At 64.5% G+C, this 13,950-nt stretch carries 14 protein-coding genes; 11 read left to right on the top strand and 3 right to left on the bottom strand.

Features of this window, described 5'->3' with window-relative positions:
* Positions 1 to 30 precede the first annotated feature (30 nt).
* On the top strand, positions 31 to 936 hold the full coding sequence (locus tag AC5RT3_RS08470) for an intradiol ring-cleavage dioxygenase (RefSeq protein WP_494011434.1): 906 nt from the start codon (positions 31 to 33) through the stop codon (positions 934 to 936).
* A gap of 10 nt (positions 937 to 946) precedes the next feature.
* The gene (locus tag AC5RT3_RS08465) at positions 947 to 2,254 is read left to right on the top strand and encodes a M18 family aminopeptidase (protein WP_494011435.1); all 1,308 of its coding nucleotides are present in this window, start codon (positions 947 to 949) and stop codon (positions 2,252 to 2,254) included.
* Between the two features lie 27 nt (positions 2,255 to 2,281).
* On the opposite strand, the gene AC5RT3_RS08460 is transcribed toward AC5RT3_RS08465, so the two are convergent.
* Entirely contained in the window at positions 2,282 to 4,975 is a 2,694-nt protein-coding gene (locus AC5RT3_RS08460) for an AAA family ATPase (RefSeq protein ID WP_494011436.1), read from the bottom strand.
* Between the two features lie 472 nt (positions 4,976 to 5,447).
* On the opposite strand from AC5RT3_RS08460, the gene AC5RT3_RS08455 reads away from it, so the two are divergent.
* The 8 genes from AC5RT3_RS08455 to AC5RT3_RS08420 all read left to right on the top strand — a co-directional run bounded on the left by AC5RT3_RS08455 (position 5,448) and on the right by AC5RT3_RS08420 (position 11,038).
* On the top strand, positions 5,448 to 6,866 hold the full coding sequence (locus AC5RT3_RS08455; protein ID WP_494051968.1) for an amino acid permease: 1,419 nt from the start codon (positions 5,448 to 5,450) through the stop codon (positions 6,864 to 6,866).
* A gap of 280 nt (positions 6,867 to 7,146) precedes the next feature.
* Complete coding sequence (gene rpsF / locus AC5RT3_RS08450) at positions 7,147 to 7,452, top strand: 30S ribosomal protein S6 (protein WP_015939036.1); 306 nt, start codon at positions 7,147 to 7,149, stop codon at positions 7,450 to 7,452.
* Between the two features lie 74 nt (positions 7,453 to 7,526).
* Positions 7,527 to 8,099, top strand: coding sequence for a single-stranded DNA-binding protein (locus AC5RT3_RS08445; protein ID WP_009357084.1), 573 nt, complete (start codon positions 7,527 to 7,529; stop codon positions 8,097 to 8,099).
* Between the two features lie 125 nt (positions 8,100 to 8,224).
* A complete protein-coding gene (rpsR, locus tag AC5RT3_RS08440; protein ID WP_003800144.1) occupies positions 8,225 to 8,464 on the top strand; it encodes a 30S ribosomal protein S18 in 240 nt (79 codons plus the stop codon).
* A gap of 17 nt (positions 8,465 to 8,481) precedes the next feature.
* Entirely contained in the window at positions 8,482 to 8,934 is a 453-nt protein-coding gene (rplI, locus tag AC5RT3_RS08435) for a 50S ribosomal protein L9 (RefSeq protein ID WP_009357083.1), read from the top strand.
* 137 nt (positions 8,935 to 9,071) lie between these two features.
* Positions 9,072 to 9,923, top strand: a complete 852-nt coding sequence (locus tag AC5RT3_RS08430; protein ID WP_494011438.1) for a PhzF family phenazine biosynthesis protein — start codon at positions 9,072 to 9,074, stop codon at positions 9,921 to 9,923.
* 105 nt (positions 9,924 to 10,028) lie between these two features.
* On the top strand, positions 10,029 to 10,655 hold the full coding sequence (locus AC5RT3_RS08425; RefSeq protein ID WP_494011439.1) for an FMN reductase: 627 nt from the start codon (positions 10,029 to 10,031) through the stop codon (positions 10,653 to 10,655).
* 59 nt (positions 10,656 to 10,714) lie between these two features.
* Positions 10,715 to 11,038 (top strand): TFIIB-type zinc ribbon-containing protein, encoded by a 324-nt coding sequence (locus tag AC5RT3_RS08420; RefSeq protein WP_494011440.1) that lies wholly within the window; start codon positions 10,715 to 10,717, stop codon positions 11,036 to 11,038.
* A gap of 9 nt (positions 11,039 to 11,047) precedes the next feature.
* On the opposite strand, the gene AC5RT3_RS08415 is transcribed toward AC5RT3_RS08420, so the two are convergent.
* Both AC5RT3_RS08415 and AC5RT3_RS08410 read right to left on the bottom strand, forming a co-directional pair.
* Positions 11,048 to 11,620 carry a hypothetical protein gene (locus AC5RT3_RS08415; protein WP_494011441.1) on the bottom strand — a complete coding sequence of 191 codons (573 nt, stop codon included), beginning with the start codon at positions 11,618 to 11,620 and terminating at the stop codon, positions 11,048 to 11,050.
* A 14-nt stretch (positions 11,621 to 11,634) separates the two neighbouring features.
* Positions 11,635 to 11,907, bottom strand: coding sequence for a hypothetical protein (locus tag AC5RT3_RS08410; protein ID WP_494011442.1), 273 nt, complete (start codon positions 11,905 to 11,907; stop codon positions 11,635 to 11,637).
* A gap of 658 nt (positions 11,908 to 12,565) precedes the next feature.
* Here AC5RT3_RS08410 and dnaB point away from each other — a divergent pair.
* Positions 12,566 to 13,948 (top strand): replicative DNA helicase, encoded by a 1,383-nt coding sequence (gene dnaB, locus AC5RT3_RS08405; protein WP_009357077.1) that lies wholly within the window; start codon positions 12,566 to 12,568, stop codon positions 13,946 to 13,948.
* Positions 13,949 to 13,950: the final 2 nt, after the last annotated feature.

Genomic DNA, 13,950 nt, shown 5'->3' with positions numbered 1-13,950 from the left:
AGGCCGGGGCGGGTGGCCTTTGATGGAGTCATGACAACCCTTGGCACGCCGGGAAGTCCCGGCACGGACGGCCGGAAGCCGCACCAGAACCATGACCGCGGCCTCGAGTTCGACCTGTCCACGATCATGAGCCGCCGCGCGCTGGGCAGGTTCCTCGGCGCAGGCGGTGCCGCAGCCGCCCTTGCCGCGTGCACGCCCGGCGGGGGCAGCCAGGCGGGCCCGCCGTCGCCGTCGGCCGCCACATCGCCGGCCACCGGCTCCTCCCCCGGCAGCCCGAATCCCACGGTGACCCGGGCGCTGGCCGAATGCGGCGTCGAGATCCCGCGCGAGACGGCAGGTCCTTTCCCGGGAGACGGCTCGAACGGCCCGGATGCGCTCACGGCGTCGGGGGTGGTGCGCCGGGACATCAGCGCCAGCTTCGGCACCGCGTCGGGCCGGGCGGAGGGCGTTCCGTTGGCGTTCACCCTGACGCTCCTGGACAACGCGAACGGCTGCGTTCCGCTGGCCGGTGCGGCAGTGTACGCCTGGCACTGTGACCGGCAGGGCCGGTATTCGCTGTACGACCCGGGCGTGGAGGGCGAAAACTACCTGCGTGGCGTGCAGGAGGCGGACGCCAACGGGCAGGTCACCTTCACATCCATCTTCCCGGGCGCCTACCCGGGCCGCTGGCCGCACATCCATTTCGAGGTGTTCGAGTCGATGCGCAATGCCACGACGGCCGGGCGCGTACTGGCAGTGTCACAGATTGCGCTCACCCAGGCGGCCTGTGAGGACGTCTACGCCACGCCAGGATATGAGGGGAGCGTGGCGTCGATGCGGCGCACCACCTTGCGGACAGACAGCGTGTTCCGGAACGACGGCGGTATCTACCAGCTCGCCACCATGACCGGATCGTCGGCGGAGGGGTACACGGCGGGGCTCAACGTCACCCTCTAGACTCGAGACCATGCCTTTCGAATCCACCGCCACAGAGCACATCCAGGACCTTGGCGCCTACGTCAGCGCATCGCCGTCGAGCTTCCACGCGGCGCACGAGGCGGGCCGGCGGCTGGAGGATGCCGCCGGATTTACGCGGCTGGACGAGCAGGAACCGTGGGAGGACGGGCCCGGCTCGTTCTTCATCATCCGGGACGGTGCCGTGATGGCCTGGGTGGTGCCGGAGGGTGCCGGGCCCACGACCGGCTTCAATATCCTCGGCGCCCACACCGACTCGCCGACCTTCAAGCTCAAGCCCAAGCCCACCACCGGCGCCCATGGCTGGCTCCAGGCCGGGGTGGAGGTGTACGGCGGTCCCCTCCTGAACTCCTGGCTGGACCGGGAGCTGCAGCTGGCGGGGCGGCTGGTGATGCTGGACGGCACGGAGCACCTCACCGCCACAGGTCCCCTGCTGCGGTTCCCGCAGCTGGCGATCCACTTGGACCGGGCAGTCAACGAGGGGCTGGCCCTGGACAAGCAGCGGCATATGAACCCGGTGTGGGGACTGGGGAATCCAGCAGACTTCGACCTGCTGGCAGTTTTGGCTTCGTCCGTGCCCGGCGCGTCCGCGGACCCGGCACGGATCGGCGGGTACGACGTCGTCATTGCCGACACGCAGGCCCCCGCGGTTTTCGGAGGCACGGGGGAGTTCTTCGCGTCCGGGCGGCTGGACAATCTTTCTTCCACCCACGCGGGGCTTGCCGCACTCATTGCGCACGCTTCCGGCGGGGCCGCCCCGGGGGCGCCGATCGCGGTCCTTGCAGCGTTTGACCATGAAGAGATCGGCTCCAACTCCCGCTCCGGTGCGTGTGGGCCCATCCTTGAGGACGTCCTGGTGCGCATCTCCGAGAGCCTCGGTGCCTCGGCGAGCCAGCGGCGGCAGGCGATCGCGGCGTCGTTCTGCCTGTCAGCCGATGCCGGCCACGCCGTCCACCCGAATTACGCGGAGCGCCACGATCCGGCCAACCTGCCGGCGCTCAACGGCGGTCCGCTGCTGAAGATCAATGCGAACCAGCGGTATGCCACTGATGCTTTCGGAGCCGCCTTCTGGGCGCGGATGTGTTCCGAATCCGGAGTGCCGTACCAGGAGTTCGTGTCCAACAACGCGATTCCGTGCGGTTCCACCATCGGTCCGCTGACGGCCACCCGGCTTGGCATCCGCACTGTGGATGTGGGAGTGCCGCTCCTTTCCATGCATTCCGCCCGAGAGCTGTGCGGCGTGGAGGACCCGCACAGGCTCGCCACCGTGACGGAGCTGTTCTTCCGGACTGCCGCCTAGCTTTCCGGGCTCTTCCTGGAGAGTCTGTTACAGGACCGGCAGCACATAGGGTGCTGCCGCACCGTCGTCCCTGGCGGCGGCAAGGGCAGTCAGTTGCGCACGCGACTCCACCCCAAGTTTCCGGTAGATGGAGGTCAGGCGAACCTCAACGGTACGCACCGAAACGTAGAGCGTGGCTGCGATGTCCTTATTGCGCATCCCGCGTGCCACCATCTTGGCCAAAGCACGTTCATGGTCCGCAAGCATGAGCATGGCAGGGTTGTCCTGCCGCCGTGCGGGTTCCAGGAGCTCGTGGAAAAGGAACGCGTCCACGTGCTGGCTCCATGCCGCAGCCCCCTTCTCCTCGAACATCACCTTGGCGTGGGCCAGGGTGTCGCGTGCGGCCCGGACCCGGCCAAAGGCGTTCAACCGTTCCGCGTAGCACAGCAGCGTCCGTGCCCGTTCCAGCACGGAATCATGCCCGCCCCTGCCCTCCAGCGCCTGGCTGAACAACTGCAGTGACTGCTCGCCGTCGGCCAGCATGGCACGGCTCCGCGCCACCGCCAGGATGAGCCAGGGCGACCTCAGTCCCACGGAGCGGCTTTCCAGGCGCAGCAATGCCTGCGTTGCCTCCCGGTGGCGGCCAAGCCTGATCAGGACCTCCACCAGGTCCGCCTCGCACCGCAGCAGGGCGGGGTTGCCGAAAGCCTTTCCGATCTCTGCCGCCCGGGACAGCTGGGCGAAGGACTCGGCCAGGTCGCCACGGAGCAGGGCAAAGTGGCCCTGCCAGGCGGCCAGCTGGGCGGTAATGGCCGGATGGCTTTCAGAGCCTGCATAGCGGAGTGCCTCAGAAGCGGCTGCCTGTGCCGCCGCCTCGTCTCCCAACGCATGGGCCCGCCAGACCCGGAAAATATGCCGCATTCCGCGGTGGTACTTGTTCTCTGGCTCGTGGCGTTCCAGATCGTCGATGAGCGTGACCGCGGCCCGGACGTTCCCGGCCCGGATTTCATTGTCTACTGCCAGGAACACTGCGGTTTCGCGCCAGTTGACGCTGCCGGCGTCCACTGAGCTCCGCACCAGGGCGAACGCCTCCTGCGCGTGGTCGTAGCGTTCCGCGTAGGTGAGGGCCCGCCCCTGTACCAGCAGGCTGAGCATCTTGACGCTTCCCGCCGGTTCGTGCTTCCGGCTGAGTGTGCCCGTGTCCCCGCTGGTGGAGGCAACGAGTATCCTCGCGCGCTCGATGATTGCGAGGCATTCAGCAGTTGCAGATTCCTGGAACCCGGTGGCCTGTTCCAGCAGCTCGGCGGCATCGCCCAGCTCCCACCGCTCGGCGAAGTAGAGCGCGGCCAGCGCCAGCAGGTGTGCCGCGTACCCCGGATCATGGCAGCCAAATTCCTTCACCAGGCGCAGCACCATGCTTGACCGGACACTGCCGCCCTGGATGAACTCGATTTCGAACGACAGGCCTGTCAGCCGCAGGACCAGGGCAGGGTTCCGCGTCACCCGTTGCGCCCACTCCAGGTAGCGCCTGGCGTACACGAACTCGCCCCGATTGAACATGAGCCCGGCCACGGTGGTGAGGCGGGCAGCGGTTTCCGCTTCCCAGGGATTGATGGCGAGGGCCCGCTCGATGCATTCCACCGCAAATGCGACCTCCCCTTCCGCGATGAGGTCCACAGCGCTGCGAAGAAGGCCGAAGGGAGTCTGCCGCTCCATCGCGGTAAAGCTCAGGTGCCAGCGGCGGGCGTGGGGATCTGTTGCCCCTGACGCCTGTGCGAGTGCAAGGTGGCCCGCCGTGCGCACGGCTGGTGTCAAGGCCGAGAACACGTAACCGCGCAGCAACTGGTCAGGGATTCCCAGGTGCGGCCCAAACCGGGTCACCAGGCCGCCGGCAAGGAGTTCGTCCAAACCGGCCCACAATTCCGGGACGACGCCTTCCAAGGCGGTGATGTCACTTCGGCGGGACAGGGCGAGGAGGTCCAGGACGTGGCGCGCACCAGGCGTCAACATGGCGACGGCGGAGGCGGCTTCCGCTTCCAGGCTGCCGCAGCAGGGGAGGGGAACGGGCATAGCGTACTTCCCCTCCGCCTGGCGGTCCAGGAGGCGGCGGTAAAGCTCGACGGCGGCCAGCGGGTTTCCCTGGCTGGCTGCGGCAACCGCGTGTGCCGCCGTCGTCGTGCTGTGGCGCGACGGGATGGCCTCCAGCATGCGTACCGTGTCGCTGTAGCTCAAAGGACCAAGGTGGAGAACGGCCGGCCCGCCGAGGGGGCTTTCGGATACGTCCCCGCGCACGCTCATGATCAGCGCTATGTCCGTTCCGGCGAGCCGCCGGCTGATGAATCCGATGACCGCCTGGCTGCCGGCATCCAATTGGTCCGCGTCATCGATGACGATAACCGTCCGGGCGGAGGACCGCTGGTGCAGGCCCCTGAGCAGCATAGTGCCCACCGTTGGGATGCTGAGTGCTCCTGCAGCATCGTGCAGGACTTCATCGGCGATCCCGTTGAGTACGGGATCGTCCATGCCGTTGAGGAGCGCCGTAAGGCCGGATAATGGCCAGTCCGACTCGGCGGCGCTGGCGGCGAGGAAGACCGTGCGGTGCCCGGAGAGGGCGGGGACTTCGGCAAGCAGGGCAGATTTGCCCGCGCCACGCGGGCCACTGATGGTGAGGGCGGTCTCCTTGGGACCCCGGATTGCCGAACGGATCCGGTCCAGCTCCTTGTTGCGGCCAATTAAGCACATGGGTCCCCATCCCTGAAGAAGGAGACCACTTTCTTTCGCTTCAATTCGTTCCAACAATGACCGCCGCACTGCCGGTTACGGGGCCGCAACCGGAGGTCCGGCAAGCTGCAGGCCCAACGCCTCCAGCACGGTACCCAGCCGTAAAAGGAAATATAACGCCGCGCCGTCAGGGGCACCATTCAAATACCCGCTGGATTGGCTCAAGATTGACGCCGTGTGATTTCCGCTGCGTTTCAACGTTTCCCGGGAAATACCTTTTGATTACTCCTGCTGCTCGCACCTGTGAGAAGATCTGAATCCGGTTCCGGCCATCTGTGCGGGTGCACATGACGCCCTTTCCCGCGACCCGCTTAGGGTTGGAAAAACCCTGTGACCCACCGCACTGGATGCAGCGTTAAACGCAACCGGCCAGCTCTCTGACATCGGCGTCCGGCTTCCATCCATTCCGCAATGACCTAAAGGACGGCGCTCCATGCCCGCTGACCAGCAGTTAGCCAAGTCGCTCAAGCCGCGGCACCTTTCCATGATCGCGATCGCCGGCGTCATCGGCGCAGGCCTCTTTGTCGGTTCCGGTGCCGCCATCCAGCAGGCCGGTCCCGGAATCCTGGTGGCCTACATGGCAGCAGGCATCGTGGTGGTCCTGGTGATGCGCATGCTCGGTGAAATGGCCGCGGCCAACCCGGAGACCGGTTCCTTTTCCACCTATGCGGACAAGGCGCTCGGCCGCTGGGCGGGATTCAGCATCGGCTGGCTCTACGCCTGGTTCTGGATCATCGTGCTCGGGATTGAGGCAACCGCCGGTGCGGCCATCATGCACCGCTGGGTGCCGGGCATCGACCAGTGGATCTGGGCGCTGATCCTGATGGTCCTGCTGACGTTGACCAACCTTGGCTCGGTGAAGTCCTATGGCGAGTTCGAGTTCTGGTTCGCCTCCATCAAGGTCGCCGCGATCGTGCTGTTCCTGCTCTTCGGCGCCGCTGCCATCCTTGGGCTGGTCCCGGGCGTCCCCGCCCCCGGCCTGAGCAACCTCGTGGATAACGGCGGGTTCATGCCCAACGGCGCAGGTGCTGTCCTGGCCGGCATCCTGGTTGTGGTCTTCTCCTTCTTCGGTGCCGAGATTGCCACCATCGCCGCCGGCGAATCCGAGAACCCGGTGGATGCGGTCAAAAAAGCTGTGAAGTCCACCGTGTGGCGCATCCTGGTCTTCTACATCGGCTCCATCGCCATCGTGGTCACCCTGCTGCCCTGGAACGATGCGAGTGTGGCGAAGAGCCCCTACGTTGCCGTGATCGAGCTTTTCGGCATTCCCGGCGCCGGCACCATCATGGACGTCGTGGTCCTTACCTCAGTGCTGTCCTGCCTGAACTCGGGCCTTTATACAGCCAGCCGCATGCTCTTCTCGCTGTCGAAGCGCGGCGACGCACCTGCATCCTGGACGAAGATCTCACGCCGAGGGGTGCCCGCCTCTGCCGTGCTGGCCTCCACCGTGGTCGGGTTCGTGACGGTGGGCCTGAACTACATCGCCCCGGACACTGTCTTCCTGTTCCTGGTCAACACCTCCGGCGCCATTGCCTTGTTCGTGTGGCTGGTCATCGCGTCCTCGCAGCTGATCCTCCGCAAGCGGATGGGTGCTGCAGGCAAGGACCTGGCGCTGAAGATGTGGCTCTTCCCGTACCTGACCTGGCTGGCCATCGCCAGCATCGTGGCTCTCGTGGTGGGCATGGTCATCCTGGAATCCACCCGCGAGTCCCTGCTGTTGTCCGTGGCGCTGGCCGCCGTGGTGGTGGCCGTGGGCGTGTGGCGCTACCGCAAGTCCGGCCCGGCTTCCGCCGAGTCCTCGGACGCAGGTGAACCCCGTGATGTCCCCGTTACGGTGGGCCCGGCGTCGTAATTCCTGCCCCTCCTGTTCAACCAACCGCCCGCCCGGAAGCCGCCTTGGCTCCCGGGCGGGCGGTTTTCCACATAGGAGCATCCGTGCTGCGGCCTGCAGGACACCGGCACTAGGCTGGAAGTCAAGGGCGAATCGCCTATCCGTTCCAAATGCACTAAGATATTGAAGTCTGTGCTGCGTCCCGCCCCGTTCCGGTGGCTGGCCACGGCACGGCATCGCAAATGAACCTCCTGTTACGGAAATGCCGTAACCGCTTAGCCCAAAGGAGGTGGGTTCACATATGCGTCCTTACGAATTGATGGTAATCATCGACCCCGAGGTCGAAGAGCGTACCGTTGAGCCGTCGCTTCAGAAGTTCCTGAATGTCATCACCAACGATGGTGGAACCATCGAAAAGGTTGACATCTGGGGCCGTCGCCGTCTGGCTTACGACATCAAGAAGAAGTCCGAAGGTATCTACGCCGTGGTGAACTTCACCGCCAAGCCGGAAACCGCCAAGGAACTTGACCGCCAGCTGTCTCTTAACGAGACCATCATGCGCACCAAGATCACCCGCCCCGAAGAGCAGAAGGTTGTTGCTGAGTAATTTCAGCACCGATTTTCATTCTTTACCCCGCAGGAAACGAACTCTTCACCCAGGATCGAACAAGGAGGCAGTAGATGGCAGGCGAAACCACCATTACGGTCATCGGTAACCTCACCAATGACCCGGAATTGCGGTTCACACCGTCCGGTTCGGCAGTAGCGAACTTCACCATCGCTTCCACCCCGCGCACCTTTGATCGCCAGTCCAACGAGTGGAAGGACGGGGAAACCCTGTTCCTCCGCGCCGCCGTCTGGCGTGAAGCAGCCGAAAACGTTGCCGAGTCCCTTACCAAGGGCATGCGCGTCATCGTTACCGGCCGTTTGAAGAGCCGTTCCTACGAAACCAAAGAAGGCGAAAAGCGCACCGTTATTGAGCTTGAGGTCGACGAAATCGGCCCCAGCCTGCGCTATGCCAATGCCAAGGTCAACCGCACCCAGCGCTCCGGCGGTCAGGGCGGCGGCTTTGGTGGCGGCAACAGCGGCGGTGGCTTCGGAGGCGGCAACTCTGGTGGAAGCCAGGGCGGCAACTCCGGTGGAGGCTGGGGCGGCGGCAACCAGCAGGCTGCGCAGGATGACCCCTGGGCTACGCCCGGCGTCTCCAACGCGGGCGGCTGGGGCAACGGCCCCGATTCCGAACCTCCCTTCTAACAACCAATAAAGGTCCGATGCCGGGACCGCAAAAAGTGCCTTCGGCACTTGCGCGGATGCCGCTGCCGGACCACCACCATCCCGTGGATCAACATCCACGGGCTCCCTAGAATAGGAGCTCCACGATGGCTAAGGCTGAACTCCGTAAGCCCAAACCAAAGTCCAACCCCTTGAAGGCCGCTGACATCACTGTCATCGACTACAAGGACGTAGCATTGCTGCGCAAGTTCATCTCCGACCGCGGAAAGATCCGCGCCCGTCGCGTCACCGGCGTCACGGTCCAGGAACAGCGCAAGATCGCACAGGCAATCAAGAACGCCCGCGAAGTTGCTCTGCTGCCTTACTCCGGCGCTGGCCGCGGCTAAGGAAGGGATTAACTAACATGGCAAAGCTCATTCTGACCCACGAAGTAACCGGTCTCGGTGCTGCTGGCGACGTTGTCGAGGTCAAGGACGGTTACGCACGTAACTACCTGCTGCCCCGTAACTTCGCCCTGACCTGGTCGAAGGGTGGCGAGAAGCAGGTTGAGTCCATCAAGGCCGCCCGCGCCGCCCGCGAGCACGCTTCCCTGGAAGACGCTCAGAAGCAGGCCGCTGCACTGCAGTCCAAGCCGGTTCAGCTCGTCGTCAAGGCCGGCGAAACCGGACGCCTGTTCGGCACGGTCAAGCAGGCCGACGTCGCCAACGCTGTTGAGGCCGCAGGCCTGGGCAGCATCGACAAGCGCAAGGTTGAACTGCCCGTCCACATCAAGTCGGTCGGTTCCTACCAGGCCAACGTCCGTCTGCACGACGACGTTGCCGCAGTGATCGAACTCGACGTAGTTGCGGGGAAGTAGTCACGGACTGCACTTAAAGGACCCCCGTCGCCGGATTCCGGCGGCGGGGGTCTTTTGCTTTGTTTCAGGGGCTGTGCAGTTCGGCCATGACGTGGCGGTCGCCAGTGCCCTGCCAGCACTGCTGCTAGCATGCAGCGGTGACTATCGAAACCATGCGGCCGCGCCCCTTCCACCAGGTTGATGTCTTCTCTGACCGGGCGTACCGGGGCAATCCGCTGGCCGTTGTCCTTGACGCGGAGGGCCTCACCGGAAGCCAGATGCAGCACTTTGCCAACTGGACCAACCTGTCCGAGACCACCTTCCTGCTGCCCCCAACGGATCCCCGGGCTGACTACCGGGTACGGATCTTCACCGGCAGCGAGGAGTTTCCCTTTGCCGGGCACCCGACGCTGGGCTCGGCCCACGCCTGGCTGGAGGCCGGTGGAGTGCCGAAGTCGGCCGGCAGTTTGGTGCAGGAGTGCGGGGCGGGTTTGGTCCGGATAAAGAACGACGGCGGCCGGCTGGCTTTTGCCGCTCCGCCACTGACCCGCTTTGGTCCGGTGGATGGACCCACCAGGCAGCAGTTGGCGGCGGCACTGCGCCTGGCGCACGAAGACATCCTCGACGCTTCCTGGCTGGTGAACGGGCCGGAATGGATCGGCGTGCTGCTGGCTTCTGCAGCCCAGGTGCTTGCGCTGGAGCCCGATCTGGTGCTGATGGGTGATTTGAAGGTGGGCGTGGTGGCGCCGCACCGGCCGGGCGCGGACGTCGACTTTGAAGTCCGTACCTTCATTCCCGGGGACGCGATGGTGGAGGATCCCGTTACCGGCAGCTTCAATGCGGGTGCGGCGCAATGGTTGATCGCCAGTGGCCGGGCCCCGGAGGAATACGTGGCCGCACAGGGGACCGTCCTGGGCCGTGCCGGACGCATCCATGTCACGGCCGGAGGCGGAGAAACCTGGATCGGGGGCAACTCCAGCACCTGCATCCGCGGCTCGGTACTCCTGTAGCCCCGCGGCCAGAAGGGGCCGCGGGAATACGCGCGGGAATCCCACGGTTCACCATTTAGATGCAAATGCATGTATGGTGAATGAACGAGCAACAGGAGAAATGCCATGGAAACCCGCCGCATCACAGTTCTTTCCGCGGGACTCGGCGTCCCGTCGTCGAGCCGCCTGCTTGCTGACCAGCTGGCAGCTTCGGCGGAGCGGCAGCTCTCGGCGGCCGGGTACGACGTGACGGTGGACGTCGTGGAACTCCGCGACCTGGCGGTGGACATCGCCAACAACTTCGTGACCGGTTACCCCGCTCCGCGCCTGGCGGAAGTCATTGCGGGCGTGGAAGCATCTGATGGACTGATCGCAGTAAGCCCCGTATTCAGTGCGTCCTACAGTGGCCTGTTCAAGTCATTCATTGACGTTCTTGACCCCAAATCCCTGGACGGCAAGGCGGTCCTGCTGGGCGCCACCGGCGGCAGTGACCGCCACCAGATGGTCCTGGACTACGCCATGCGTCCGCTGTTCAGCTACCTGCGGATGCGGATGGCCGCCACGGGCGTCTTCGCAGGTCCGCAGGACTGGGGAACGGTGGACGACGGCGGCTCCTCCCTCGCGGAGAGGATTGACCGTGCTGCCGGCGAGTTCGCCGGACTGCTGACCGGCACCCAGCCCGGCCGCAAGCCCTCCCCGCTGCATTCCCTCCCCTTCGAGCAACTGCTGGCAGGCATTTCGGGCAACCGCTGAAACCGGACACAGCGAACTTTCAGGGACAGCCGGTCGTTGTGCCGGATATGAAATGCCCTGTGGATTCCGTAGACCTGCTGATGACCGAGCGCAGCGGGGTGGAAATTGACTACTGTCCGCAGTGCCGTGGGGTCTGGCTGGACCGTGGCGAGCTGGACAAGATCCTGGACCGGGCCGCGGACCTGATGCCCGGCACGGCGCCTGCCCGGCCGGCACCCTCCGCCTCAGGCCCCACACCGCCGCCGCTCTATCCCAACTTCCAGCCGGGGCGTGAGCAGCCCCGATATGACGACCGGAAATACGGCAAGCAAGGGTATGACCGGGACTACGACCGCCGGCATAAGAAGAAGGAAGGCTGGCTGGGGGATCTGTTCGATTTCTAGCCCGGAGCCTTAATCGTCGAGCAGTTCGATGAACTCCCGGGCCTGCTTAATGGAAATATCCGAGTGGCGGGTCAATGCCATGGCAGCCGCCTCCGTATCACCGTTCCGTGCCAGGGTGCGGATCCTGCCGTAGATCTCGTCGTTAAGCATGTTGCTGCTGACCTCGCGGGTGACGTCGCCTTTGCTCACAATGGCGCGGTAGCGGTAGGGGAACCGCTGCGGCTCGTCGTCGTCGTCTTCGTCAGGCTCCTGGGCGGCGGCTTCCGGGCTCCGGTAGGGCTGCGGGTGTGCGGCCAGTGCACCCACCGCATCGCGGGAGGCGCGCAATCCGTCGCCAGTGGCCTCGTAGTACAGCTTGATGGCGGCCATGGCCTGCCCCTGGGCGATGAGGGCGTAGAGCCGCCGGTGCTCGTCCTCCGAGAGCTTGGCTGCAGCTGCACGGGCAAGCTCGGCGGAGGACGCCGCGGGCTGCGGAGTGGCGGCCGGATGTGCTGCCTTGCGTTTCCCAAGAGCGCGCATGGCAAGAATGACTCCAGCCACTACTGCCAGGAGGATAAGGACAGGGACCACAAGCGATTCCATTGTTCTAAAGCCTTCTATGTGTTTCCTGGCCGGTGCCAGATTTGTTTGCCTGCATCCTGCTGTGCAGCGTTCTGGCCATGGCGCGTCTTCCCCTCCAGCCGGGCACGGGCAGCGGTGGCCGCTTCGACCTGTGCTGCATAGTGCCGGGCCGAACGTTCGGCAAGGTCGCGCTGATATTTTTCCGCGTCGGAGATGCCGGAGTCCCGGGGGCTCAGGGCGGTGAAAAGACCCCAAAGGAGCGCCACCAGGACAATTGCCGGCAGAAGCACCAGCAGCAGTTCGCCCATACCTAGAGCTTATGCCAGATCCACGTTATCCACAGCAATATTCACGCGGGGGCATACAGTGCGGCGGGGAGTAGCGGAAGGGCCGAGAGGGGAATATGAGAAGCGCCACTTGCTGCACGTGGCGAGTGTCACTGGAATCGTTTGTTCACCCCCAGGCCCAGGCGAAGCGGCGGGGCCTGTGGATGAAATTCCACAGAAGAAATATTTACTCCACAGACTGAACGTATTGTTTTCGCAGGTCAGAGGCACTTAGGGGACAAAAGTTTTTTTCTTTCCACAGGCTTTCACACAGGCTGTGCACAAGCTATGCCCCTCAGTGCACAGGTTATCCACAGTCTGTCCGGCCTGCCGGCTTTGCGGCCCGGGCCCGGGGGGCTAGCGTAGCGGAGTACCTGTTGTGAGGGTATGAAATGGTTCCGGCATTAGGGACGAAAGTCCAAACTGCGGCCAGTAACTGTCCTCAGGAGAGGCCTCTGTGGAAAACCTGTGGACAGTGGGGATAACTCCCAAACACCTGCTTTTCGGTTGGCGGCAGCATTGTCGGACCCCGCCGGTAGAACTGGACAGGTGGCTGGGCACGGACTTTTCCGGGTGAGCCTCAAACAGGACAGTAACCACCGGGCAATCCATGTCCCGGTACAGATGGAGGACGGCAGCTTTGTCAATCGCGCAACTGGACCCGGTAGAGACTACCCGCGGATCAGACTCCAGCCGAAAGCCTCCCCAGGACATCGCCGCCGAGCAGTCGGTTCTTGGCGGCATGATGCTGTCCAAAGATGCCATTGCTGACGTGGTGGAGATCCTCCGGGGCCAGGACTTCTACCGTCCGGCCCACGAAACCATTTACGAAGCCATCATCGACCTCTACGGCCGGGGTGAGCCCGCGGACGCAGTGACTGTCTCGGACGAGCTGACTAAGCGTGGCGAGATCAACAGGATTGGCGGCCCGGCCTACCTCCATGAACTGATCCAGACCGTTCCCACGGCGGCCAATGCCGGGTATTACGCCGAGATCGTGGCAGAACGCGCCGTCCTGCGGCGCCTCGTGAATGCCGGCACCAAGATCGTCCAGCTGGGCTACGGCTCCGATGGCGAGGTGGAGGAGCTGGTCAACCAGGCGCAGGCTGAGGTCTACGCGGTGGCTGAGCGCCGGACGGCCGAGGACTATGTGGTGCTCAAGGACGTCATGGAGTCCACCGTGGACGAGATTGAGGCGTCCGGGCACCGCGGGGAGGGCATGACCGGCGTCCCCACCGGATTCTATGAGCTTGACGAACTCACCCACGGCCTCCACCCCGGGCAGATGATCGTGATCGCTGCCCGGCCCGCCGTCGGTAAGTCCACCTTCGCGCTGGATTTCGCCCGTTCCGCGGCCATCAAGAACAACCTGGCAACGGTCATGTTCTCGCTCGAAATGGGCCGGAACGAGATCGCCATGCGACTCCTCTCGGCGGAAGCCACCATCGGCCTGCAGGACCTCCGCAAGGGGACCATCAAGGACGAGCAGTGGTCCAAGATCGCCACCACGATGGGCCGGATGAACGACGCACCGCTCTTCATCGATGACAGCCCTAACATGTCCCTGATGGAAATCCGCGCCAAGTGCCGCCGCCTCAAGCAGCAGCACAACCTCAAGCTCGTCATCCTGGACTACCTGCAGCTCATGAGCTCCGGCAAGAAAGTGGAATCCCGCCAGCAGGAAGTGTCCGAATTCTCGCGTGCCCTCAAGCTGCTCGCCAAGGAACTCGAGGTCCCCGTCATTGCCCTGTCCCAGCTCAACCGTGGGTCTGAACAGCGGCAGGACAAGCGCCCCATGGTTTCGGATCTTCGAGAGTCAGGTTCCATTGAGCAGGATGCCGACATGGTGATCCTGCTCCACCGCGAGGACGTCTACGACAAGGAATCACCGCGCGCCGGCGAAGCGGACATCCTGGTGGCCAAGCACCGTAACGGCCCGACGAAGGACATTGTGGTCGCCTTCCAGGGCCACTACTCGCGGTTCGCGAACATGGCGGCCGACGCCGGCGGCGGCGGCTTCTAGCA

It is taken from the genome of Arthrobacter sp. Y3221159 (assembly GCF_059089885.1).
Note: the sequence above shows the minus strand (reverse complement) of the source record. Positions and strands in the feature narration are given on the sequence as shown.